Annotated in this window: 19 protein-coding genes and 2 pseudogenes; 5 read left to right on the forward strand and 16 right to left on the reverse strand. The window is 71.3% G+C overall.

Features of this window, described 5'->3' with window-relative positions; translation table 11 throughout:
* From ACWD04_RS26485 to ACWD04_RS26505, 5 genes and pseudogenes are all read right to left on the reverse strand, one after another.
* On the reverse strand, nucleotides 1-1,000 hold a 1,000-nt coding region (locus tag ACWD04_RS26485; protein ID WP_451135972.1), incomplete at its 3' end, for an IS4 family transposase.
* On the reverse strand, nucleotides 945-1,337 hold the full coding sequence (locus ACWD04_RS26490; RefSeq protein ID WP_451135974.1) for a transposase domain-containing protein: 393 nt from the start codon (nucleotides 1,335-1,337) through the stop codon (nucleotides 945-947). The genes ACWD04_RS26490 and ACWD04_RS26485, both read right to left, overlap by 56 nt.
* A 319-nt stretch (nucleotides 1,338-1,656) precedes the next feature.
* Nucleotides 1,657-2,378, reverse strand: a pseudogene (locus tag ACWD04_RS26495) (SDR family NAD(P)-dependent oxidoreductase).
* A gap of 271 nt (nucleotides 2,379-2,649) precedes the next feature.
* Nucleotides 2,650-3,225, reverse strand: coding sequence for a transcriptional regulator (locus ACWD04_RS26500; RefSeq protein WP_451135976.1), 576 nt, complete (start codon nucleotides 3,223-3,225; stop codon nucleotides 2,650-2,652).
* The gene (locus tag ACWD04_RS26505; RefSeq protein ID WP_451135978.1) at nucleotides 3,225-4,805 is read right to left on the reverse strand and encodes a helix-turn-helix domain-containing protein; all 1,581 of its coding nucleotides are present in this window, start codon (nucleotides 4,803-4,805) and stop codon (nucleotides 3,225-3,227) included. The genes ACWD04_RS26500 and ACWD04_RS26505 overlap by 1 nt, the downstream gene beginning before the upstream one ends.
* Before the next feature lie 625 nt (nucleotides 4,806-5,430).
* Between ACWD04_RS26505 and ACWD04_RS26510 the strand changes: the two genes are divergently transcribed.
* A complete protein-coding gene (locus ACWD04_RS26510) occupies nucleotides 5,431-5,631 on the forward strand; it encodes a DUF2399 domain-containing protein (protein ID WP_451135980.1) in 201 nt (66 codons plus the stop codon).
* Between the two features lie 120 nt (nucleotides 5,632-5,751).
* Here the strand turns inward: ACWD04_RS26510 and ACWD04_RS26515 are convergent, their stop codons facing one another.
* From ACWD04_RS26515 to ACWD04_RS26550, 8 genes are all read right to left on the reverse strand, one after another.
* Nucleotides 5,752-6,234 carry a DedA family protein gene (locus ACWD04_RS26515; protein ID WP_451135982.1) on the reverse strand — a complete coding sequence of 161 codons (483 nt, stop codon included), beginning with the start codon at nucleotides 6,232-6,234 and terminating at the stop codon, nucleotides 5,752-5,754.
* 598 nt (nucleotides 6,235-6,832) lie between these two features.
* The gene (locus ACWD04_RS26520) at nucleotides 6,833-7,075 is read right to left on the reverse strand and encodes a hypothetical protein (protein WP_451135984.1); all 243 of its coding nucleotides are present in this window, start codon (nucleotides 7,073-7,075) and stop codon (nucleotides 6,833-6,835) included.
* Nucleotides 7,076-7,082: 7 nt separating this feature from the next.
* Nucleotides 7,083-8,420 (reverse strand): MFS transporter, encoded by a 1,338-nt coding sequence (locus ACWD04_RS26525; RefSeq protein ID WP_451135986.1) that lies wholly within the window; start codon nucleotides 8,418-8,420, stop codon nucleotides 7,083-7,085.
* A gap of 40 nt (nucleotides 8,421-8,460) precedes the next feature.
* On the reverse strand, nucleotides 8,461-9,930 hold the full coding sequence (locus ACWD04_RS26530) for an MmgE/PrpD family protein (RefSeq protein WP_451135988.1): 1,470 nt from the start codon (nucleotides 9,928-9,930) through the stop codon (nucleotides 8,461-8,463).
* On the reverse strand, nucleotides 9,930-10,775 hold the full coding sequence (locus tag ACWD04_RS26535) for a cyclase family protein (protein ID WP_451135990.1): 846 nt from the start codon (nucleotides 10,773-10,775) through the stop codon (nucleotides 9,930-9,932). Before ACWD04_RS26535 ends, ACWD04_RS26530 begins: the two co-directional genes overlap by 1 nt.
* Before the next feature lie 73 nt (nucleotides 10,776-10,848).
* On the reverse strand, nucleotides 10,849-11,682 hold the full coding sequence (locus ACWD04_RS26540; RefSeq protein WP_451135992.1) for an HpcH/HpaI aldolase/citrate lyase family protein: 834 nt from the start codon (nucleotides 11,680-11,682) through the stop codon (nucleotides 10,849-10,851).
* Nucleotides 11,679-12,914, reverse strand: a complete 1,236-nt coding sequence (locus ACWD04_RS26545) for a CaiB/BaiF CoA transferase family protein (protein WP_451135994.1) — start codon at nucleotides 12,912-12,914, stop codon at nucleotides 11,679-11,681. The genes ACWD04_RS26540 and ACWD04_RS26545 overlap by 4 nt, the downstream gene beginning before the upstream one ends.
* Nucleotides 12,911-13,744, reverse strand: a complete 834-nt coding sequence (locus ACWD04_RS26550) for an IclR family transcriptional regulator (RefSeq protein ID WP_451135996.1) — start codon at nucleotides 13,742-13,744, stop codon at nucleotides 12,911-12,913. The genes ACWD04_RS26545 and ACWD04_RS26550 overlap by 4 nt, the downstream gene beginning before the upstream one ends.
* Before the next feature lie 256 nt (nucleotides 13,745-14,000).
* Here ACWD04_RS26550 and ACWD04_RS26555 point away from each other — a divergent pair, with 256 nt between their 5' ends.
* From ACWD04_RS26555 to ACWD04_RS26570, 4 genes are read left to right on the forward strand one after another with little or no spacing between them, the layout of a single operon-like run.
* Nucleotides 14,001-15,455 carry an MmgE/PrpD family protein gene (locus ACWD04_RS26555; RefSeq protein ID WP_451136064.1) on the forward strand — a complete coding sequence of 485 codons (1,455 nt, stop codon included), beginning with the start codon at nucleotides 14,001-14,003 and terminating at the stop codon, nucleotides 15,453-15,455.
* Nucleotides 15,452-16,108: an aspartate/glutamate racemase family protein gene (locus tag ACWD04_RS26560; RefSeq protein ID WP_451135998.1), complete on the forward strand. Its 657-nt coding sequence runs from the start codon at nucleotides 15,452-15,454 to the stop codon at nucleotides 16,106-16,108. Before ACWD04_RS26555 ends, ACWD04_RS26560 begins: the two co-directional genes overlap by 4 nt.
* A complete protein-coding gene (locus ACWD04_RS26565; protein ID WP_451136000.1) occupies nucleotides 16,105-17,562 on the forward strand; it encodes an FAD-dependent oxidoreductase in 1,458 nt (485 codons plus the stop codon). The genes ACWD04_RS26560 and ACWD04_RS26565 overlap by 4 nt, the downstream gene beginning before the upstream one ends.
* A 5-nt stretch (nucleotides 17,563-17,567) precedes the next feature.
* On the forward strand, nucleotides 17,568-19,034 hold the full coding sequence (locus ACWD04_RS26570) for a dihydroorotase (RefSeq protein WP_451136002.1): 1,467 nt from the start codon (nucleotides 17,568-17,570) through the stop codon (nucleotides 19,032-19,034).
* On the opposite strand, the pseudogene ACWD04_RS26575 reads toward ACWD04_RS26570, so the two are convergent.
* The 3 genes and pseudogenes from ACWD04_RS26575 to ACWD04_RS26585 form a co-directional block, all read right to left on the reverse strand.
* Nucleotides 19,026-19,310, reverse strand: a pseudogene (locus tag ACWD04_RS26575) (ABC transporter); the annotation flags it as partial. The gene ACWD04_RS26570 and the pseudogene ACWD04_RS26575 overlap by 9 nt on opposite strands.
* Nucleotides 19,311-19,527: 217 nt before the next feature.
* Entirely contained in the window at nucleotides 19,528-20,478 is a 951-nt protein-coding gene (locus ACWD04_RS26580; RefSeq protein WP_451136004.1) for an HpcH/HpaI aldolase/citrate lyase family protein, read from the reverse strand.
* On the reverse strand, nucleotides 20,475-21,839 hold the full coding sequence (locus tag ACWD04_RS26585) for an MFS transporter (RefSeq protein ID WP_451136006.1): 1,365 nt from the start codon (nucleotides 21,837-21,839) through the stop codon (nucleotides 20,475-20,477). The genes ACWD04_RS26580 and ACWD04_RS26585 overlap by 4 nt, the downstream gene beginning before the upstream one ends.
* Between the last annotated feature and the right edge of the window lie 320 nt (nucleotides 21,840-22,159).

The following is a 22,159-nucleotide window of genomic DNA, read 5'->3' on the forward strand; positions in this document are numbered from 1 at the left end:
TGCTCAGCGTGGTGGTGTCCGCCGCGACCTGGCTGGAGACGGTGAGCCGGGCTAGTTGCACCGTGACGGCGAAGGAGATCCGGTCGGGATCGATGCCGCCGTGTTCTGCTGCCCGCATCTCCAGTGCGCAGAGCGCCTGGTAGACGGTGAGCAGGGCATAGATCTCCTGGCAGATCAGTTCGGGCGCCTTGGAGCGCAGGATGAATCCGGCGCCGCGCAGGCGGTTTTTCAGTTCCGCGAACCCGTTTTCGATCTCCCACCGCTGGTGGTAGGCCGTGGCGAGCTGATGGGCGGGGGCGTGGCGGTGGTCCAGGAGGCTGGTGGCCAGCCGGAAGGACTCGGTGTGCGGCGGGCCGGCCTGCGGGTGGATGGTCACCGTGTATTCGACGATGCGGATCAGGTGGCCGTCGGGAAGTCCGGAGGGTGGGCGGCGGTGGAAGCGGGCATCTCCCAGCCGGCGGTTCTCGGCGGGGGTGGGCATGAGGGATACGTACGAGCCGTCGGGCAGGATCCACAGTGGGGGCAGGACGAGGTTCTTCTTGATCCTCCACGCCAGGTGGCAGCCGGTCGCCTCCACCAGGCCCCACAGGGCATGACCGGCGAAATTGCGGTCTGCCAGCAGCAGCATGCCGGGCTGCAGGGAAGCCAGCAGGCGACGGGCGAGCTTGTGTTCACTGAACCGGGCCACCGAGTCGAAGGCCGCGTCGATGACGGCGTGCGTCCCGCATTCGATCAGGGCCATCAGGCGGACCTGCGGGTGTCCGCTCTGGTTGACCCCGTCCTTGCCGGTGAACCCGAACTCCGCAGCGTTCGCGGGCGTGTCGGGGACGTCCAGTACGGTGCCGTCCCAGGCGACCAGCCGCAGCCCGAACGCGAACGCGCCCGGGGTCCTCGCGGTGGCCAGCGGTCCGCACCGCCGCTCGAACAGGGCCTGCAGCGGCTTCTCACCCAGCCGCTGTCTCGCCCGGGTCAGCGCCGAACTCGTCGGCAGCCGCTGCACGGCCAGATTTGGCAGGTGTCGCAGCTTTTCCGTCAGGGTGCGCAGGACCGAAAAGATAGCCCGGCGGGCCCGTACTGTCGGAGCTGCTGAACAGGCACAATGCCAGGACGAAGTACACCACGGTGCGGGCCGGCAGCAGACGGCGGCGGACCTCGGTACGGCCGCTGTGCTCCACCACCTCGTCCACCAGCTCAGGAGTGATCTCCTCGGTGAGGGCGCCGAGGCGCACGTGCTCACCGAACCGTTGCCCCGGTGACGCCGGGGTGAGGCCCAACTGGCCGCCATGGCCCCCGAAGTTGGTGGACGGCGGGCAGGAAATGACACACTGAGCACCCAACGGAGCTCCCTCGCGGACAGTCGGATCTTGGTCGATCTTCTGTCCTACCGGGAGCTCCGTTGCTGCGTCCCGGCCTCCGCGACAGCGTCACCGGAAGTGACGAACCAGCCGACGTCACCAGGTACAAACCGGGCTCAACTCACCACCGACAAGCCTCTGATCAGCACGTACTCGCTAAATCACCGGCATTGCTCTGACCAGCAAGAATGAGGATTGGTGGACCTGGACGGGGTGCTGGTGCTGGCCCCATTCCAGACGGTAACGGCAACGCGTCAACTCCGGCACAGGCGTCGCCCAGTCGCGTAGTCGCGCAGTCGCGTCAGATCTGGTTCTCGCCGCCGTCCACGTACGGGTTGGCACCCATTCATGTAGCTGCTGTCCTCGGAGGCGAGGAAGGCAACCACGGCGGGCGGCCTCCTCCGGGCGTCCCATCCGGCCGACGGGGAGCTTCGAGCTCATGTCCGCCTTGAAGGCGGCTGAGTTCTCCTCGCCGACGAGTTCGGTGATGCCGGAGGTGTCGATGGGCCCGGGCGAGATCGCGTTGACACGAATGCCCCGGCTGCTGAGTTCGTTGGCCCAGGTCCGCGCGAAGGACCGGACGGCGGCCTTGGACGCCGCGTACGCACCGAACGCCGGTGTGCCGTGGCCGGCGGCCGTGGAGGCGTTCAGGATGACCGAGGCGCCGTCGTTGAGGAGAGGGAGAGCCTTCTGCACGGTGAGGAGCGTGCCCTTGACGTTGACCTCGAAGATGCGGTCGAAGTCCTCGCCGGTGATCTGCTCCAGCGTCGCGAACGAGGCGGTGGCCGCGTTGGCGAACAGCACGTCCAGGCCCCGCCCCCGCTCGCGCACCGTCTCGTACGGCCGGTCCAGATCGGCCGGGTCGGTGATGTCGCCCGGCACCGGGGTGACCGTGGAGCCGATGGACTCGACCGCGTCCTTCAGCTCGGCCTCGCGGCGGCCGGTGATGAACACGTGCGCCCCCTCGGCCGCCAGCCGTGCAGCGGTGGCCAACTCGAACAACGCATCGCGCCGAGCGGTCAGACACTCGTAGAACTCGCCCCGGAAGCGTGACGCTTCCGCGAACGCTTCCCTTCGGACAGCATCTGGCAGCAGACTCACCCTCACGGCCTTCGTCGTGGTCACGTGCACCTTGGTCGGAACACATGATTCAGACGAAGGCCCCCCACGTCCGGCGAATCCCCAGGTGAGCGACTCAGTTCGAGTCGCCATGCGAGGCCGGTAGACAAAGAACAAGCTGAGAACGTCGTGGAAGGACCGCTCCCGGCAGTAATGCCGGGAAGCTCTGTCGCGTTCAGGCGGCCCAGCCGATGGAGGAGACGTTGCTGTACGCGTCGTATTCGGAGCCGATGTCTTCGATGATCTCGTCCCAGATCGCGTCGAGTTCCGCCAGGTCTTCCTCGAGCCAGGCGTCGACGGCGCGGTCCCAGACGCCGCGGACGTTGATGCTGCGGCTGGCCACATCGCGCTGGTGCTTGCGCTCGACCCCGGACTGGTCGACCGGGTTGATCTCCACCCGGGTGCCGCGGCCGTCGTTGTTGAGCCGGTGCTTGAGGTCGACTGCGACGTTGCGGCGGCGCAGGTCCCAGTAGGCGGCGTCCAGCCGGGTGCGGTTGGCCTTGTTGGGGGTGCGTTCCTCGGCGAGCCAGGCGATCAGGGTGCGGGGGGAGACGTGGACGCCGGCGCGGTCCATGGCCTCGTATCCGGCGTCGGTCTTGGTCAGATAGCGCAGGCGGGCCGCGAGGCCGCGGTCGCTGTCCACCGGGGAGGCGATGCCGGTGACCATGTTCTCGATCGCCGCGCCCAGGGCGTCGGCACCCGGGACCCCGTGCGCGTTGAACATGCCGAGGTCCATCCAGCGGCCGGCCATCAGCCGGTCACCGTGCCGACGGTGTACTCACCGGACGCCTTGGCATCCCCGCGCTTGATCTTCATCTGCGAGACCCCACGGCCCTCGGGGAAGACCTGGCGCCAGTCACCGGTGACGTGCAGCTCGTCGGTGCCCATCATGCTGACGACGTCCAGGCCCGCCTGATGGGCCTTGTAGGCCTTGCCCCACAGGTTGGCATACGCCTGGGAGTGGATGATGTGCATCCAGTCCGGGCGCACCATCTCCCGGTTGTGGATCGACTCCCCCATCGTCGAGATGAATTTCGAGTACATCGCCTTGATGTACTCCAAGGTCAGGGTGTCGTCCTGTTCGATGGCCGTCTCCCGGGCGGCGGTGAGCGTCTTGCGCAGGGCGTCGAGGAAGTTCTCCGTCGCCCCGGACGTCCACGACTCATGGACCACCGGAGCCTCGACCAGCCCGTACTTCGGACCCGAGAGGCGCTGCAGCAGGCGCAGGGTTGCGTTGGTGACCCACAGGGCCCCGGGCTCGTCACGGTCGCCGATCGGGTCCGGCAGGTGCGGGTGTTCCCAGGGGGCCGGGGTGATCAGGTGCACCCCGGAACGCTTCGACTCGACACCCTCGGTGCCGGTGCTGTGCTCGAGCTTGCCGATCGGCAGCCAGCACTTGAGAGCTGACAGATAGGCGGCATTCACATCGAGGGCGGTGACCTTGATGCCCCCGGCCCCTGGCCCGGTCCTCGGGGCCTTGAGGGAGAAGCCGGGGTGGTGGAAGCGCGGCCTCGCTTCCCAGATCTGGTCCGGGTCCTTCTTGGAGGGCTTCTTCAGAATGTCCGGGAGGGCGGGGTAGGCGGTGTAGTCGTAGCGGGCGGTCGCCCTGGTCTCGTTGAACAGGTGCATCACGTCAGGGATGGCCCGCTTGGTGAGCGCCTTCATCGCCGCTTCCTCGTCACCGCCGGCGCGCTCGGCCTCCTCCTGAACGGCGTGGGCGATGAGCAGCGTGGTGTCGGCCTGGGCGCGGGCCGCTGAACGGGCGCGGCGCTCGGGGCGGTTGTATGCGGGCGCCGGTGTCGGCGAGACGGGCGCGGGGACCGCCGGAGGGGCAGTGGTGGGCGCGGTCTGCGGACCGGCGGGGCCGACGGGCTGGCAGAGGGCGCCGGAGTGCAGGGGGCGTCCGTCGGTCGACTGGTACGGGGTGACCACGCCACAGCGGATACACGGACCCGGGTCGCCCTCGATGGCACGCCCGTCCAGACCACGCAGCGTCTGCGGGGCGGCCGTGAACGCGGCTGGTGCGGGGGCGGGTTCCTGGGCGCCGGGCCCGGAGGTGGGTTGCGGAGCGGCGGGGGCTGGGACAGCCGGGTAAATCTCGGCGAGGCCTTTCAGCAGGCGCAGGTACTGCAGCCGTCCGGGCGGGGCGGGCTCGGAGACGCCGGTCTCCCAGTTCGCAACGGTGGAACGCCCTACCCCCACCGCCGCGGCGACCTGGGCACGGGACAGGCTGGCCGCCTCCCGCAGCCGCTGCCGCTCGGACGGTGGCGGAATCGCCGCGGTCAACCGAGCTTCCTCGAGAAGCGCTTCCACACCGGTCTCTTCACTCATACCGCGACCCTACGACGTTTGGACGACAAAGGCCTCCCACTTGGGCGTCTGTTGGACAATTTTTGGGGACAGCTCACGGCAGCGGGGTCCAGCCCCCTGCTGGGGCGCCGGCAGGGTCGGACGTCCGGTCAGTGCCGGGATGCCTGGTCCGTCACGGGCGTGTCAGCCCCGTATGCCTGGGGGCGGATGGTGTCGGCCATCCAGAAGGTCCTGGGCCCGCTGCGACTCGATACCCGGTACCGAGAACTCGTTGCTGAGCTTGCCGGACATGGTCAGGCCCAGGCCGCCGACAACGGCGAGCAGCAGCAACCAGATACCAATGACCTGTCCCCGCCGGCGGGCCGCCCGGCGTGCCCATACGTACGGCACTGACGCCGTAACCGATCTTCCTCACACTCGACGGCCATAAGTTTTTACAGTAGAGGTATTCCGTCGTCCTGACGAAGACAGAATTGTGGCGGCGATGGCGTTCCTGGAGGCCGGGATCGCCGCACTTTCGGACGAGTGACCCCTCGCAGATGCCTGGTCACGGCAACGTCGCTGCGACCGCTCGCGGCACCCGCCGGGATCTCACTGGTCGGCGAGCCATGCCACTGATGTCCCGAGGTCCCTCTGCCACCGCGCGGTGCGGCACCCTGCCCGCCCCATCACCAGAGGGCGCTGTCACCCGCCCCGCCGTACTCCGCGTGGGGCCTTCCTGCCCCCGCTCACCGGCTCAGCGACCACCGCGGACTGGGGCCCCGATCTCGCGCCCGCAATGGCAGCACTCGGCATAGCCCTACACGAGGAAGCCGCACTCGGCCTGCTCGTAGCAGACCTGACATGACCCCTCTCCAGGTCGGCTTAGGGAACCTCCCGCACGACCTCGCCCTACGGATCCCGTCCGAGGAGAGCTGAGGTGCGCGTACATCTCGCCCGCTGCGGTATCCGCCCTCGCGGGACGAGTTCACTGTTTGTCGGCTGCGGTGTCACCGGAGGACGGGGCCGCCCATCGTCTGCGGTACACCACCACCCCGCACACCGCGAAGAGGAGGACGGCCACGGCGGACGCCCCAAGGGCCGCCCGCTCGGCGAAGAGCCTTCCCAGCACTTCGAGCACGCCGAGGCCCGCAGTCGCGTAGATCAGCGCCCAGGCCGCTCCGCCCAGGAGCAGGGCAGGGAGATAGCGCGGCAACGGCATGCGCATGCTGCCCGCGAGAAAGTTGGCGGCGGTCTGGAAACCGACAGTCAAGAAGGAGAAGGCCACCACCGGCGCGCCCCACCGCTGGATCGCCCGCTCGGCGCGCCGGAACTTCGCCGAAGAGGTCCTCCCGGCAAACCTGCCGCGCCGGGCACCAGCGCCGGCGAGCCACCCGACGGCGAACGTCCCTCCGGCCCGAAGCAGGACAAGCACGTACAGGGCTCCGGCTGTGAGCGCGATCTTATCCACGACGCCTCGTCCCGGGAACGGGGCTGAAAACCGCGTCCCCCGTTACCCGCATGGGCCATCCCGCCTCGTCGGGTGCACGACGCTCACGTGGTGCCCGGTCACCGTTTCTCATCTGCGCCCTGTCTCTGCCTGTTCCGTCCGCCAGGCTTCCACCTGTGCCACTGGAATCCGAACCCGTACGCTCGGAACCCCACGCCAGGTAAGGTCACGCTAACCGAACCTGTACAAGGTGAACATAGGGCACCAGGTGGCCCGAGGAACAACAGAGGCGGTCAGTAAATCTGGTCGGCTCGCCAGCAGGGGAGGCATCTGCCGATGCGGCAGAAGTCTCGCTCGCGCCCGGGCCGTCGCCAGGCGGCTCTCGGCCTGGTTCCCCGTCTCCTGAAGCTCCAGCGCCGGCGGAGTTTCTCCGAGTGAAGGAACTCGTTGCTGAACCCGGATTCCCAGCCCAGGGGAACGGTGATCTGCCACAGTCCGGACGGCACCAGGGTCATTGCGGAGTGCGAGCGCCGCCAGGCGCTGCTGCGGCGAACGGAGGGCCTGCGGCGCGGCCGGTAAGGGCGTCACGGGCAAGGTGTCAGCCACGGCGGACGGCCGCCTACGGCGGCGCGGGAGACTTCGTGAGCTCGGCATGGACCACCGTGAAGCCGCCCTCGATCACGGTCGTGAACGGTGCGGGGGCCATGCACGTACCGGCCTGTGGCCTGACGAACTGGCCGTTCTCGTCGACGCGTCCGGGGTCGACGTCCACCACCCCCCAGGAGTAGCCGGGCCGGTCCGGCCCACCCTGGGCGCCCTGCTGGACGCTGATGCCCAGCCTGGCGCCCGGCGGGCGCGTCACGGGTCCGTCACGGGTGGGGGGCGCCGACGCGGCCGGCGTTCTCGGCCGCTCCCGCCGGTGCGCCGGGGTGTTCCCGCTCGGGCAGGAGGAGCAGTGCGCCGCCGCCGACGACGGCGAGGCCCGTCATCAGCACGAAGCCGCTGGAGAAGCTGTCGGTGGAGCTGACGATGAAGCCCATCACGGAGGGGGCGACAATGCCGGAGGAGGCGAACGCGGCGTCGGCGAACCCGGCCGCGACCCCGGGCTGGGCGGGAACGGCGTCGATGGCGGCGACCCACCAGATGCCGCCGGTGACGAAGCCGAGTCCGACACCGAGAGAGATGAAGGTGACCGAGACGGTCAGGGACGGCGCCGTGAAGATCGGGACGAGGGCCGCACCGGACAGCAGCAGGGCCACGCCCATGATGGTCAGGCGGGTGCGGGGGCTGCCCGTGCGGGTGAAGACCCGGTCGGTGATCACCCCGCCGACCAGGGCGCCGACCACACCGGCGGCCCAGGGAGCCACCGTGAACAGGCCCACCTTGGTGATGCTGAGGTCGTACTCCGTGGACAGGTAGTCGGGCAGCCAGTACATGAAGCCCCAGAACATGAAGCCCCACGCGAAGTAGCCGACGGCGATGATCCACAGGTTTCTGTTGGTGAGCACCGGACGCCAGTGGACGCGTATCTGGGCCGAACGCTCCTCCTCCCGCTGTCCCTCCGTGATGTGTGCCCGTTCCGACGCCGACACCTTCGGGTGCTCGTCGGGGGTGTCGCGCAGCAGTACCCAGGCGAGGGCGAACCAGACGACGCCCGTCGCGGCCAGTACCCAGAACATGCCGCGCCAGCCGACGCCCGCGATGAGTTGGGTGACCAACGGGCCGCCGATGAGCAGCGATCCGGCGACGGCGACGCCGCCGACCATGGCGAGCGCGCGGCCGCGTTCGTGCTGCGGCAGCCATCGGCTGACGACACTGGTCGCCGCCGGGAAGCCCGGTCCCTCGCCGGCGCCGAGGATCACGCGGGCGAGGAACAGGCCCGCGAACGTGCCCGCTACGGGGGTGAACGCGGTGACCACCGACCAGACGGCTACGCCGATCAGCAGGATGCGTCGTGCCCCGAACCGGTCGACCAGCGGGCCCGCGAGGAACGCGAAGACCATGTAGCCGATGGAGAAGGCGCTGCTGATGTACCCGTACTGCGACTTACTGATGCCGAAGGCCTCGGTCAGTGGACCGACCGCGTAGCTGACCGCGCTGCGGTCGATGTAGTTGATGACGATGAGGGCGACGATCAGGCCGAGTGTCAGCCAGCGCACACGGGAGCGCCCGACGGACGCGGAGGGCTCGGTGCTCTTGGTGGTCATGGTTCACCTCACACGGGTGGGATGGGAAGGCTGTGGTGCGTCATGTGCCGGTCACCACCGCGGACAGCGCGCGGGTCAGCCCCGCGGTGTCCCCGGCGCCGCCGATCTTCCAGACCTCGTCCGCGAGTTCTTTCACGGCCGTCTCCGGGCCGGCGCCGAGGGCGTTGGCGAGGAACTTGGCGGTGAGTTCACCGGCGTCCAGCGGGTCCTCGGGACTTCCCCGGTTGACCATGACCCGTTCGGTCACGGTCGTTCCGTCGTCCAGCTCCGCGGTCAGCGCGGCCGGGAACTGGTGCGGGAAAACCGCCGTGCACTGCGGGTCGGCGACGCACGTCACACGTGCCGCGAGGGCGAGACGCGCGGGATCGGCCGCGGCCTCGTCGGTGAAGTCCTGGTGGAACACGCCGAGTCCGGCGCCGGGCGCCGCGGGGTCGGCGAGGAGTCCCGCGGCCACGGTGTACGGGCCGCTGAACGCCGCGTGGTAGCCGGAGCGCGGACGCGCCTTCTCGGCGGACGGCTCCGCGATGGTACGCAGCACGGGGGCCGGGACACCCAGGGTGAGCGCCCTGATCCGGGCCGGGTCGACACCCCTGCGGCGCAGCCGCATGGCCGCGTCGACGCCGGCGTGCGTGAAGTGGTTGCACGGGTAGGGCTTGACGAACAGTCGGGACAGTTCCCACCGTTCGCCCAGTTGCTGGGTGACGGCCGCGGCGACGAGCTCCGGGTCGAACCGGTCTCCGCAGTACGCCTGGAAGAACCCGAACCGCCCCTCCAGCACGGTCGGCGGTCCGCTCAGGCCCAGCCGCGCCATGTCGGCGGCGATCACCCCGGCGTGCGCGGCCCAGCCGCAGTGCACGCGCTTGACGGTGCCGCCGGTGCGGTTGGCCTCGATGATGCCCGATCCCATGCTGGCGGCGATGCCGATGGCGTCGCAGATGCCGTCCGCGTCGAGGCCGCGCAGCATGCCGGCGGCGACGGCCGCGCCGATCGCGCCGCAGATGGCGGTGGCGTGCAGGCCGCGGTCGAAGAAGACGGAGTTGCCGAGCTCCTCGTCGTACTGCGCCATGCCGAGCCGGCAGGTCACCTCGATCCCGGCGGCGGCCGCGGCGAGCAGCGCGGCCCCGGAGGCTCCGACGGCTTCCGCGGTGGCCAGGGCGGCGGGCATTACCGGAGCCGAGGGGTGCAGGACCGACGGGAGGTGGGTGTCGTCGAAGTCGAGGCTGTGCGCGAGCGTGCCGTTGACGAGGGCGGCTGACGGCGCGGGCAGCCGTACCGGCGAGCCGATCACGGTGGCGGCGGGGGTGCCGCCCCACTCGGCGACCAGTTCGCGCACGGCGGCGCCGGGCCGTTCGCCGAGCGCGGCAAGGCTGTTGCCCAGCAGGTCGAGCAGGTGCCCGGTGGTCTTCTCGGCGAGGTCGGGGCGGAGTGTTGCCTCGCGCACGCCGACGGCGAAGAGCGAGAGGTGCTGGGCGGCCGTGGGCGCGGGGGAGTGCGGTGCGGGGCCGGTCATCAGGCCACCACCGCCACGGGACGGATCGGGGAGCCGGTGCCGCCGACGATCCGCAGCGGCGCCACGACGAAGAGGAACTCGTGCTGCCCGACGGCCGCAAGGTCCTCCAGGGCGAGGTGCTCCATGATGTAGATGCCGTGCTCCACCAGCAGCAGCCGGTGCACGGGCAGCACACTGTGGCCCGCGCCCGCGGGAATCTGCTCGCACGCGGTCGTGTCGCATCCGACCGCGCGCACACCTCGCTCGGCCAGCCAGCGCCCCGCGTCCTCGGTGATGCCGGGCACGCCGGACTCCTTGCCGAGGTAGGCGACCGGATCGTCGAAGAGCCGCGCCCAGCCGGTGCGTACGAGGGCGACGTCGCCCGGCCGCGGCTCGGCCCCGCCCTCTTCCGCGGCGCGCTCCAGGTCGGCCGCGCTCACCCCGTACCCGCCGGGCAGGGTGTCGGTGCCGTGCGCGGCCGCCACGTCGAGCAGGACGCCACGTGTGACCATGGCGGGGGTCTGCTCGGCGCCGTGCTCGCTGAACGCGCCGCCGGACTGGGCCCGGGCGGCGTCGACCCCGCCGTGGAGCTTGCCGTTGTGGCTGACGTGGGACAGGGCGTCGATGTGGGTACCGACGTGACCGCCGGTGACGATGACCTCGTTCGACGCGGAGCCGCCGTCGTGGCGCACCATGTCGCCGTGACGGCGGGCCAGGGTCATGCGGAAGCCGGGATGATTGGGCGAGCACGGCATCCCGGTGAACAGCGGCTGGCCGAGCTCGACCAGGCGCGGATCGGCGGGCAGCGAAGCGAGCAACGGGTTGGCGGTCGCCGGGGTTTCGGAGGAACGCGGAAGGGAAGTCATGACCTGCCTCGGCTCGGGGATCGGTACGGAGGAAAAGCGGTGTACGTGCGCAGCGGCGACGCGGCCGGCCGGGTCAGCCGGTGCGGTCGAGGATCCAGCGGGCCTGGGCCACCACGGCCGGGTCGATCAGCCGGCCGCGGTCGTCGAGCCAGGCCGCACTGCCGGCCGCGGAGGCCTCGTGCAGCGAGCCGATGAGACGCCGCGCTTCCTCGACGTCGTCGGACGTCGGGGTGAAGGCCGTGTTCACCGGGCCGACCTGCCTCGGGTGGACCACGGACCGGCCGAAAAAGCCGTGGTCACGGGCGTGTTCGGTACTGGCGGCCAGCCCCGCGAGGTCCGCCACGTCGGTCCACACGCTCTGCACCGGGCCGGGCAGTCCGGCGGCGCGCGCGGCGCAGACGATCCGCGCCCGCGACCAGTCGAGCGCACGGTCCGCCCGCACCCGCAGGTCCGCCCGGAGGTCGGCCTCGCCGAGCGAGATCAGCGCCACGCGCCGTGCCGCGGAGGCGAGTTCGTAGGCACGCTCCACGCCGAGCGCGGTCTCGAACAGCAGGTGCAGCGGGGCGTCGACCCGGCGCAGCACGGCGGTGATCTGCTCGGGACTCTCGCACTTGGGCAGCCGGAGACCGTCGACGGGGGCGCCGGCGAGCGTCTCCAGGTCGTCCGCGCCGGTGGACTCCCGCACGTCGTTGACACGGACCCACAGCGGCTTCGGCCACTGGCCGGACACCGCCTTCGCGGCCGCGGCCCGTGCCTCCTGCTTCCGCTCGCGCGGTACGGCGTCCTCCAGGTCGAGGACCACGGCGTCGGCGTCGCCTCGCATGGCCTTTTCCAGCAGGTCGGGGCGGGTGGCGGGAACGTAGAGCCAGGACCGCACGGCGCCGGGAGCACGGATCGGGGCGTTCATACGATGCCGCGTTCGGCGAGGGCGGCCAAGGTCTCCGGGTCGACACCGTACGCCTCGAGCACCTCGGCGGTGTCACGGCCCTTGCGGGGGCCGGGCCAGCGGACGGCGCCGGGTGTGTCGCTGAGCCGGAAGGGCACGTTCTGGAACCGTACCGGGCCGAGCTCCTCGTCCTCGACGGTGGTGATGGTCTCCAGTGCCTGGAACTGGGGGTCCTGGAAGATGTCACTCATGTCGTAGACGGGAGCGACGGCCGCCTGTGCCTGTTCGAAGGCCTCGGTGACCTCGGCGCGGGTGCGCTGCGCGATCCAGGAGCCGACCGCCTCGTCCAGTTCCTCGGTGTGCCGGGCGCGTTCGGCGCCGGAGGCGAACCAGGGCTCGTCCACGAACTCGGGGCGTCCGACCAGCCGCATCACCCGTTCCGCGATGGACTGGGCACTGGTGGAAACGGCGACCCAGCTCCCGTCCTTGGTGCGGTACGTGTTGCGGGGCGCGTTGTTCGCGGAACGGTTGCCGGTGCGCGGCTGCAGTTCGCCGAGCTGGTCGTAGGTGATGGCCTGCGGGCCGAGCAGGGTGATCATCGGCTCGATGATGGCGAGGTCGAGCACCTGCCCCCGGCCGGTGCGCTCACGGGCGTGCAGGGCGGTCATGATGCCGAAGGCGGCCGTGAGCGCGGAGACTCCGTCGGCGAGACCGAACGGCGGCAGGGTCGGCGGTCCGTCCGGCTCACCGGTGATGGCGGCGAAGCCGCTCATGGCCTCGGCGAGGGTCCCGAAGCCGGGCCGCTTGGCATACGGGCCGATCTGGCCGAACCCGGTGACGCGGGCCAGCACGAGTCGCGGGTTGATCGCGCTGAGCTCTTCGTAGCCCAGCCCCCAGCGCTCCAGTGTGCCGGGCCGGAAGTTCTCGACGACGACGTCCGCGTCCGCGGCCATGCGCCGGAAGATGTCCTGTCCCTCGGGGCTGCCGAGGTAGAGGGTGATGGCTCTCTTGTTGCGGGCCAGCATCTTCCACCACAGTCCCACGCCGTCCTTGCTGGCACCGTGGCTGCGCACCGGGTCGCCCCGGGGGTGTTCGACCTTGGTGACCTCGGCGCCGAAGTCACCGAGCAGCGTCGCGGCGAGGGGCCCCGCGAAGAGGGTGGCGATGTCCAGGACCTTGATGCCGTCGAGTGCGGCGCCGGCGGAAGCCGCCGGTGGCCCGGCACTCGTGTCGCCGGTGTGGGTCTCGCTCATGGTGAGCCGGGTCCTTTCGTGGTCGGGTGGGCGCCGGCGGTGCCCCCGTCCGCCCCGACGGGGAGCCGGCCGGTCCAGCCGAGTGCGGCGGAGATGTCGCGGGCGGCCCGCAGGAGATGGGGGGCGCAGTCGAGGATGAAGGCGGTGGTGTAGCGGCTGCGCGGCCCGCACACCGAGACGGAGCCGCGGACGTCCCCGTCCAGACCGATCAGCGGGGCGGCGACGGAGCCGGCGTCGGCCTGCCGCTCGCCCTGCGAACTGGCGTACCCGGTGCGGCGGATCTCGGCGAGTTGCGCCCGCAGCTCCGCCGCGTCGGTGGGGGTGGTGTCGGTCAGCGCGGGCAGGTGGGCGGCGAGGATCTCCTCGCGCCGCGGCTCGGGCAGGTGGGCGAGGCAGCTCTTGCCGGAACTGCCCGCGTGCAGGGGGAACCTGCGGCCCAGTTCCACGGTCATCTTCACCTCGTGCGTACTGACGATCTGGTCGATGTAGGCACGTCCGCCAGGGACCAGCGCGCTGAGGGTGACCGTTTCGCCGGTCTGTGCCTGCAGGCGCCGCAGGATGCCGGCGGCCACGGTCCGCAGGTCGGACTCCCGCAGTGCACGGGCACCGAGCGCGGCGGTGCTGGGACCGAGCCGGTAGAGCCGGGTCTCCTGGTCAGGAACGACCATGCCGCGTTGCACGAGGGTCTGCAGGATGCGGTGCACGACGGCCTTGCTGAGGCCGAGTTCGCGGGCGATCCGCGAGACGCCGAGCTCGTCGGGTCCGTCGGTGAACAGCAGCAGCACGTCGATCACGCGGCCGGCGGTCTCGGTTCCGGGTTGAGTCGTCATGGGCCCATTCTCGCCTGCCTTCCGAGGAACAGCGGACCACAGTCCGATTTCTCGTACCGTTCAATGGAACAACAGAGAAGCATCGGGTTCCGGCCGAGTCAAGAGCCATTTCGCGACCAATTCTCTCCCCCAACACGGTCGAATCCGGCAATTTGCGAGCATGCGTCCAGGGTATTGACGCGATTCGGGAAACACTGGAATCATCGATAAAACAAAGTGTTCCGCTGAATGGAACAACGTAAGGGAGGTGGACACCATGGAGGTGGAGCCGACCGGACACCGGGAAGCGGCCGCGGAGAGCACCGACGCTCTCGCCCGCTGGGCCCACGACCTCTCCTGGGACGACGTCCCCGCCCCGGTGCGGGAACGCCTCTCACTCGTCCTGCTGGACACCCTGGCCGTGACACTCGCCGGGGCACGCACCGAGGGACAGCGGGACATCCGTGCCTCATGGCCCCGGCCGCCCGGCGAGGCACCCGTTCTCGGGTCCGGTTTCCACACGGACACCGACACGGCCGCGTACCTCAACGCGACGGCGCTGGTCTGCTGCGAACTCGACGAGGGCGCCAAGTACGCCCGCGGCCATCCGGCCGGGCACACCTTCCCCGCCGTACTGGCTCTGGCGGCGACGCTGGGCGCCCCAGGCCGGGCCACCGCACGGGCACTGCTCGCGGGCTACGAGGTGGCGGCGCGCTTCGGCCGCGCCACCACCCTCGCGCCCGGCGTACATCCCCACGGCACCTGGGGAGCGACCGGCGCGGCCGCGGGCTGCGCGCTCCTGCTGCGACTCGCGCCGCCGCAGGTCGCGGCGGCGATCGACACCGCGGCCGGCCTCGCCACCGCGGGCCACTTCGACTCCGCACTCGACGGTCACCGAGTCCGCGACGCCTGGACGGGCGCGGCGGCGCTGTCCGGCCTGGCCGCAGCCCGGCTGGCCCAGGCCGGGGTGGTGCGCAACACGGGTACGGCCTCCCGTTCGCTGGGCACCCTGCTCGGCACGTTCGACGCACGGGAACTCACCGCGGGCCTCGGGCAACCGCCCGGCACCCCGACGGACTGGCAGATCACCCACAACTACTTCAAGCGCCACGCCTCCTGCTCCTACACCCACCCCGCCGCGGACCTCGCCCTCGACCTGCGGAGCGGACCCCTGCACGGCATGACGCCGGCCGGCGTCATGGCGGCCCTGGACTCCGTGACCGTCGACACCCACCGGCTCGCCGCGCCTCTGGACCGCACCCGCTGGGACAACGGACTCGGCGCGATGTTCTCCGTCCCGTACGCGGTCGCCGCCGCCCTGCTCGACGGAGAGGTGGCCCCCGCCACGGCGGACGCGACCGAGGAACGGCGCCCCGAACTGTTCGCGCTGGCTCGCAGGGTGACGGTCCGCGAGGACCCGTACCTCACCGCACGACTGCCGCACGAGCGGCCCGCCCGCCTGACGGCACACTTCACCGACGGCCGGCCCCCGCTGACGCTGTTCGCACCCCTCCCCGTGGGGGACAGCGCGCACCACCCCTTCACGGACACGACACTTCCGGCGTTTTTGACCCGGCTCCTGGATGACGGCAGCCTGGTGGACCACCTGCGGAGCCTGGCCGCGAGCCTGCCCCTGGCCGAGGACGCGGCTCCCCTGCTGCGCGCCCTGGCCGCACCGCCGGACCCCGCGAGAAACACTGCCGGACCGCCGGCATCGGGAGGCAACGTATGAAGATCTGGTCCGTCACACCGGTCCGTGTGGACGCCCACGAACTGGCGCGCCGCCGCGACCGCTACCGGGACATCGCACCGCCCGGCTGCGCGGTCACCCTCGCCGCCGCGGGATCCGGCGCGCCCGCCCGGTTCGCCACCGAGGACGACATCGGGGCCTCGACCGCCGCGACCCTCGACGCCCTGAAGGCCCCGCCCGGCGACGGCGTCACGTACCGGATGCCCGACTGCGTGCTCGACCCGGGCGTGCCGCTCACGCCGGACCCCGCCCCGGTGCCCGTGGTGGGGATGCTCCGGCTGACCGCCGCACACCTGGTGGCGACCGGCCGCCCCTTCGGCGCCGTGACCCGCAACCGCGCCATCGGCGACGCGCTGGCCGCACGGATCGACGAGTACGGACATGGCCCCTGGTTCGCCGGCGTGAGCGTGCTCGACCTCGACTTCGAGGCGATCGCCGACACGGAGCGCTGGAACGACACGGTGCGCGCGGCCCTCGACGGCTTCACCGCACGGGGTGTGACCGCCGTGGTCAACGGCTGCTCGGCGGTCACCGTGCAGGACGAGGACGCGCTGCCTCCGGCACCCGCGACCGCGCGGCTGATCGACCCCGCGCGCCTGGCCCTGCGCCTGCTGACGGCAGGATCTGCCGCATGAGCCGCGAAAGGACACCGGACGCGCCCGACGACGGCGCCGTCGACCTGGTCGTCGCCGGCGCGGGCGGCGGTCTCGCCGGCGCACTGCGGGCCGCCGAGGCCGGACTGAGCGTGCTGGTCGTCGACCCCGACGAACAGTTCCTACGAGGCAACAACACCTCCATGTCCACGGCGATGATCCCCGGCGCGGGGTCGCGCTGGCAGCGCGAGGCAGGCATCGAGGACTCGCCCGACCGCTTCGCCCGCGACATCGCCGCCAAGACCCACGGCACCGCCGACCCGGTACTCACCACCGCGCTGGCCGCAGCCAGCGCCCCACTGCTCGAATGGCTCGCCGACGGCGCGGGCCTGCCCCTCCACCTGGTGCGGGACTTCGGCTACCCCGGCCACTCCGTGCACCGGCTGCACACGGTGGAGGGACGCCACGGCTCACTGCTGCTGCGCCACCTGTACGACAGGGCGCGGCGCTCGCCCGCGATCGACCTGCTCGTACCGGCGCGCCTCGTCGACGTGGAGTTCTCGCCCCCGGGGCCGGACGGCGGCCGGGTCACCGGCGCCGTCGTCGAGTACCCGGGCGGCGGCCGCGAGACGATCGCGACGCGCGGCGTGCTGCTGGCGACCAACGGACACGGCGCCGACCGCGACCGGGTGGCACGCCATCTCCCCGAGATCGCCGCGGCCGACTACCACGGCGGCCAGTTCTCGCGCGGCGACGGCCTGGACATCGGGCTGCGCCACGGCGCCACGCAGGCGTTCATGGACGCCTACCAGGGCCACGCCGCCCTCGCACGCCGCTCACGGACGCTCGTGGGCTGGGCCACGATCATGCACGGCGCGATCATGGTCGACGCCTCGGGCACCCGCTTCGGCGACGAGACCACCGGCTACTCCGAGTACGCCGCGGCCCTCGCCGCCCGCCCGGGAGCACACGGCTGGATCGTTCTGGACCACCGCGTCCACGACCTGTGCCTGCCGTTCACCGACTTCCGCCAGACCGCCGAGGCGGGCGCCCTGGTGTGGGCGGACGACGCGAGCACCCTGGCCGCAGCCACGAACCTGCCGCCCGACGCCCTCGCCCGCTCCCTCCAGGAACAGACGTCGCTCGCGACACGCAGGGCACCGGCCGCTGCGGGAACCGCCTCCGAACCCGCAGATCCCTTCGGCCGGACACATTTCGAGGCGCCGCTGAGCCCGCCCTACGCCGCGGTCGAGGTGGTCCCCGCCCTGTTCCACACCCAGGGCGGCCTCGTCGTCGACGGCGACGCCCGGGTCCTGGGGCCCGACGGCCGGCCCCTGGACGGCCTGTACGCCTCGGGCGGCACGGCGCACGGCATCTCCGGCCACGGCGCCGCCGGGTACCTGGCCGGCAACGGCCTGCTGCCCGCACTAGGCCTCGCCTGGCAGGCGGCAAACCACCTGGCCCGACCCACCCACCGGCTTCATCGAGAGAGGTAACGAACATGACCGAACTGGACCTGCTCATCAAGAACGTGCGTCTGGTCAGGGACGACGCCGAGGACATCCCGGTGACGGACATCGGTGTGAAGGACGGAAAGTTCCACCGCATCGCGCCCGGCATCGACGCGTCCGACGCACGTGACGTGGTGGACGGCAAGGGTCTGCACGCCTTCCCGGGCGTCGTGGACGCGCACCAGCACTGGGGGATCTACAACCCGCTGTCCGAGGACACCGAGAGCGAGTCACGGGCCTGCGCCCAGGGCGGTGTGACCACGGCCCTGACCTACATGCGCACCGGCCAGTACTACATGAACCGCGGCGGCAGCTACGGCGAGGTCTTCCCGCTGGTCCTCGACGGCGCGGAAGGCCGCAGCCACGTGGACTACGCCTTCCACCTGGCCCCGATGCAGGCCTCGCACATCGAGGAGATCCCGGAACTCATCGAGCGTTTCGGCGTCACCTCGTTCAAGATCTTCATGTTCTACGGCAGCCACGGCCTCCACGGCCGTTCGGCGGACCAGGGCTCGTTCCTCATGACGCCGCCCGGTGAGCGCTACGATCTGGCGCACTTCGAGTTCGTGATGCGTGGTGTGCAGGCGGCCCGCGCCGCCTTCCCCGACCTCGCCGACGAGATCTCGCTGTCGCTGCACTGCGAGACCGCTGAGATCATGACGGCGTACACGAGGCTGGTGGAGGAGGAGGGCCGGCTCGACGGCCTCGCCGCCTACAGTGCCTCGCGCCCCCCGCACTCCGAGGGTCTGGCCGTCACCATCGCGAGCTACCTGGCCGCCGAGACGGAACTGCCCAACATCAACCTGCTCCACCTGTCCTCGCGCAAGGCCGTCGAGGCGGCGATGCTGATGGCGAAGACCTTCCCGCAGGTGAACTTCCGCCGGGAGGTGACGATCGGTCACCTGCTCGCGAACATCGAGACCGCGTCCGGCATCGGAGGCAAGGTCAACCCACCGCTGCGTCCGCAGGAGGACGTGGACGCACTGTGGGAGCACCTGGTCGCCGGCAACGTGAGCTGGGTCGTCAGCGACCACGCCTGCTGCAAGGAGGAGAAGAAGTTCGGGGACCCCCGTGGCGACGTCTTCCGGGCCAAGTCGGGTTTCGGCGGCACGGAATATCTGCTCCCGGGTCTGGTCGGAGCCGCTCCTGCGCACGGACTGCCCCTGCAAAGGGTCGCGGAGCTGACCGCATGGGCGCCTGCCCGGCGATTCGGGCTGCGCACGAAGGGCCGGATCGCCGAGGGGTTCGACGCCGACCTGGCGCTGGTCGATCCCGTGCGGTCCTGGACGGTTGACGCGGCGGACTCCGAGTCCGCCCAGGAGTACACCCCGCTCCAGGGACTGGAGATCGGCGCGAGCGTCGAGTCGACCTTCCTGCGCGGCCGGCAGATCTACGCGGACCGCAAGGTGACGCCCGGCCCCCGGGGCCGCTACCTGCACCGCCCGACCTCACGCTGATCCCCGGGCCCGGGCGGTCCCGTCACTCGTCTGCCGCTGGACTTCCCGCAGGGAGCGAGACGGTCCCGGATCCCGGCCGAGTCGGGCACAGGTGCCCTCCTGCACGACCCGGCCCTCGCCCAGCACGACGATCCGGTCGGCTACGGCAACGTTGGCGAGCCGGTGCGTGATCAGCAGGACGGCACGGTCCTTCGCCGGCTCCCGCAGGCCGGAGAAGATCCGGCGCTCCGCCCGGGCACCGAGGGCCACCGTGGGTTCGTCCACGACCAGCACGGCCCGCGTCGCCGGTGGCGCCCGCCCTCAGTGAACATCACACAGCGTTACCACAAGTACGGGCCAGAGCCGCTCGTTTGACAGGCCCAGGCCCTCACGCGCGGCTGCGGAACGGCTCTTGTACCGTTCCGCAGCCGCGCGTGAGGCCGGACGAGGCCGGACGAGGTCCTTTGTGAGCTGCCGGCCTGCGGAGGACGTGACGTGCCGGTGGTGTCTCAGCTCAGGCCGGGGCCGCCGGGTGCGCGGCGGTTTTGGGGGCGGTGTGCGCCCGGGCCAGGATGCGCGTCGCCTGATCGACACGGGGTTTGTCGAGGATCTCGCCGTCGAGCCGGACGGCTGCGCCGTCCGACTGTCGCGCCGTGTCGACGATCCGACGTGCCCACGCGACCTCGGCCTCGGTGGGCAGGAAGGCGCGGTGCACTCCGGGAAGCTGGCGCGGATGCAGGCACAGCTTGGCGCCGAAGCCCAGGTCCCGGCTGCGGCGGGCTTCCCGCTCGGCGATCGCGGGGTCGTCCAGGGCGAGGGTCACCCCGTCGACGGGGGCGGCCAGTCCGGCGGCACGCGAGGAGTTGACCAGGACGCTGCGGGCGTACAGCAGTTCGTCCTCGGCGGGCGGGTGCAGGGTGGCGGCGATGTCGTGGGCGTAGTCGACGCTGCCGAACACGAGGCGCAGAACCGTGTCGCACTCGGCGATCCGGTCCGCGTCGCGCACTCCGCGCGCCGACTCGACCAGGGGCAGCAGCGCGCTGTGCGCGGGCAGCGCCGCGGCGGTGGCGGCCGTGGTCGCGGCGTCGGCCTTGGGTAGCATCACCGCGGCCGGGCCGGCGCCTTCGGCCTGGGCGGCCAGCACGGCGGCGAGGTCCGCCTGGTGCCACGGGGTGCCGGCCGCGTTGATCCGTACGACGACGCCCGCAAGGTGCGGCCACGCGAAGACCGACGCGCGGGCCCCGTCCTTGTCGCCGGGGCCCACGGCGTCCTCCAGGTCGATGACGACCAGGTCGGCGCCGCTGGCGGTCGCCTTGGCGAACCGGTCGGGGCGGGAGCCGGGCACGAACAGTACGCTGCGCGCGGTCCGCACCCGCCAGGCCGTGCCGGGTACGGCGGTGCGGGAGGCGGGCGGCGCGGGTGTCCGGTCCGTTTCCTCCGCCGTGCTCGGCGTCGGCTCCGTCATGGTGTGCTCCTCTTGCGCGTTCCTGTCGGGATGCCCGTGTCCGCGGGCGAGGGTGCGGGTGCGGCTTCCGAGCTGATGTCGTCGAGCGCCATGCTGGTCGTGCGTTCCCCGAGGACGATGAGCACCAGACCCATCAGCAGGGCCATCACGGCCAGGTAGACGAAGACGGCGGCGAAGCCGAACCCGGTGTAGATCCAGCTGACGGCTACGCCGCCGATCACGCCCGAGAGCCGGCCGAATCCGGTGGCGATGCCCGCGCCCAGGCCCCGCAGCGGGGTGGGGAAGACCTCGGGGATGTAGGTGTACTGCACGGCCACGCCGCACTGGAGCAGCATCGTGGCGAGGAAGCCGCTGACGACCAGCGCGGTGGCGCCGTCGATCAGGCCGAACGCCAGCAGGAGCACGGCCACGCAGGTCTCGATGCCCAGCAGCATCCAGCGACGGTCCCAGCGGTCGATGAAGGGGATGGCCAGCAGGGCGCCGGGCACGGCCGCCGCGGCGAGTATCGAGGTGACGTTGAGGCTTTCGGACTGGGTGTAGCCGTTCTCCACCAGGAGGGTGGGGACCCAGGAGTTGAAACCGTAGAAGCACAGGATCAGGAAGACCGAGACGAGCGACGTGGCGATCAGCCGGCGCCGGTTGCGGCCGGTGAGCAGGTCGGTGAGGCGGGCGCGCGTCAGCGGCGGGGTCTCCGTCGGAGGGGGGAGCGGGGCGCCGGTGCGTGCGACGGCCTCCTGCTCCAGCCGGGTGACGAGGGCGAGTGTCGCGTCCTCCCGGCCGTGCGCGACGTGCCAGCGGATGGACTCGGGGAGGATACGGGCGGCGATGACCACGCCGACGACCCCCAGTGCGCCGACGACGAACACCCACCGCCAGCTCTCCGGGCCGAGCGGGATGAGCAGCCGGGAGACCCATGCGGCGACGGGCACACCGACGAAGCCGAGGACGAGGATCCAGGACTGGTAGCGGCCGCGCAGCGCCGGCGGGAACATCTCGCTGACCCACACCAGCAGCACCCCGGTCATCGCCTGGAGGCCGACGCCGGTGAGGAAGCGGGTGGCGCCCAGTTGCCAGGGGCCCCCCGAGAGCGCGGAGAGCAGCGAGAAGAAGGAGTAGAAGACGACGGCCCCCAGCAGCACGCGGCGCCGGCCGAAGCGGTCGGATAGCCGTCCGCCCAGGAGGGCGCCGACGAACATGCCGGCGAAGCCGACGGAGGTGATGGCGCCGACCCCGTCGAGCGAGAGGTCCCACTGCTCGCGCAGGCGGGGGGCGACGTAGGCGAAGGTGTTGAGGTCGATGAGGTCGAAGCTGAAGAGGAATCCGAGCAGCAGGGCCCATCTGCGGTGGGACGCGGTCGCCACGGGGATGCGGTCCAGCCGGGCCGTTACCGATGGGGTGCCTGCCGCTGGTGAGGGGGGCTGGCCAGTGGTGCGCGTTGTCATGGTGATCTGCCTCGCACGGTCGTTGGCGGGCTCGTGGTGGCTGGAGCCGGACGGCTCACTCCGCGCGGCGCGTCGGCGGGACCGGGAAGGACGGAGGTGTCCGGCACCGGCATGTGTCCCGCGAACGTGTCGCGCGTCACGACTGCGTGAACAGTAAAGGTCCTACATTTTGTGACGCAAGACCCCTGCAATATTTAGTTGCCCCCCACCGCAGCACGCCGCCTCGCCCGCCCCGGACC

The sequence above is a fragment of the Streptomyces sp. NPDC002911 genome, assembly GCF_053591835.1.

What these genes read in the sequence shown, in the direction of transcription:
- ACWD04_RS26500 (WP_451135976.1), bottom strand. Translation starts at nt 3,225, where the DNA reads ATGGCCGGCCGCTGGATGGACCTCGGCATGTTCAACGCGCACGGGGTC.
- ACWD04_RS26505 (WP_451135978.1), bottom strand. Translation starts at nt 4,805, where the DNA reads ATGAGTGAAGAGACCGGTGTGGAAGCGCTTCTCGAGGAAGCTCGGTTG.
- ACWD04_RS26525 (WP_451135986.1), bottom strand. Translation starts at nt 8,420, where the DNA reads ATGACCACCAAGAGCACCGAGCCCTCCGCGTCCGTCGGGCGCTCCCGT.
- ACWD04_RS26530 (WP_451135988.1), bottom strand. Translation starts at nt 9,930, where the DNA reads ATGACCGGCCCCGCACCGCACTCCCCCGCGCCCACGGCCGCCCAGCAC.
- ACWD04_RS26535 (WP_451135990.1), bottom strand. Translation starts at nt 10,775, where the DNA reads ATGACTTCCCTTCCGCGTTCCTCCGAAACCCCGGCGACCGCCAACCCG.
- ACWD04_RS26540 (WP_451135992.1), bottom strand. Translation starts at nt 11,682, where the DNA reads ATGAACGCCCCGATCCGTGCTCCCGGCGCCGTGCGGTCCTGGCTCTAC.
- ACWD04_RS26545 (WP_451135994.1), bottom strand. Translation starts at nt 12,914, where the DNA reads ATGAGCGAGACCCACACCGGCGACACGAGTGCCGGGCCACCGGCGGCT.
- ACWD04_RS26550 (WP_451135996.1), bottom strand. Translation starts at nt 13,744, where the DNA reads ATGACGACTCAACCCGGAACCGAGACCGCCGGCCGCGTGATCGACGTG.
- ACWD04_RS26555 (WP_451136064.1), top strand. Translation starts at nt 14,001, where the DNA reads ATGGAGGTGGAGCCGACCGGACACCGGGAAGCGGCCGCGGAGAGCACC.
- ACWD04_RS26560 (WP_451135998.1), top strand. Translation starts at nt 15,452, where the DNA reads ATGAAGATCTGGTCCGTCACACCGGTCCGTGTGGACGCCCACGAACTG.
- ACWD04_RS26565 (WP_451136000.1), top strand. Translation starts at nt 16,105, where the DNA reads ATGAGCCGCGAAAGGACACCGGACGCGCCCGACGACGGCGCCGTCGAC.
- ACWD04_RS26570 (WP_451136002.1), top strand. Translation starts at nt 17,568, where the DNA reads ATGACCGAACTGGACCTGCTCATCAAGAACGTGCGTCTGGTCAGGGAC.
- ACWD04_RS26580 (WP_451136004.1), bottom strand. Translation starts at nt 20,478, where the DNA reads ATGACGGAGCCGACGCCGAGCACGGCGGAGGAAACGGACCGGACACCC.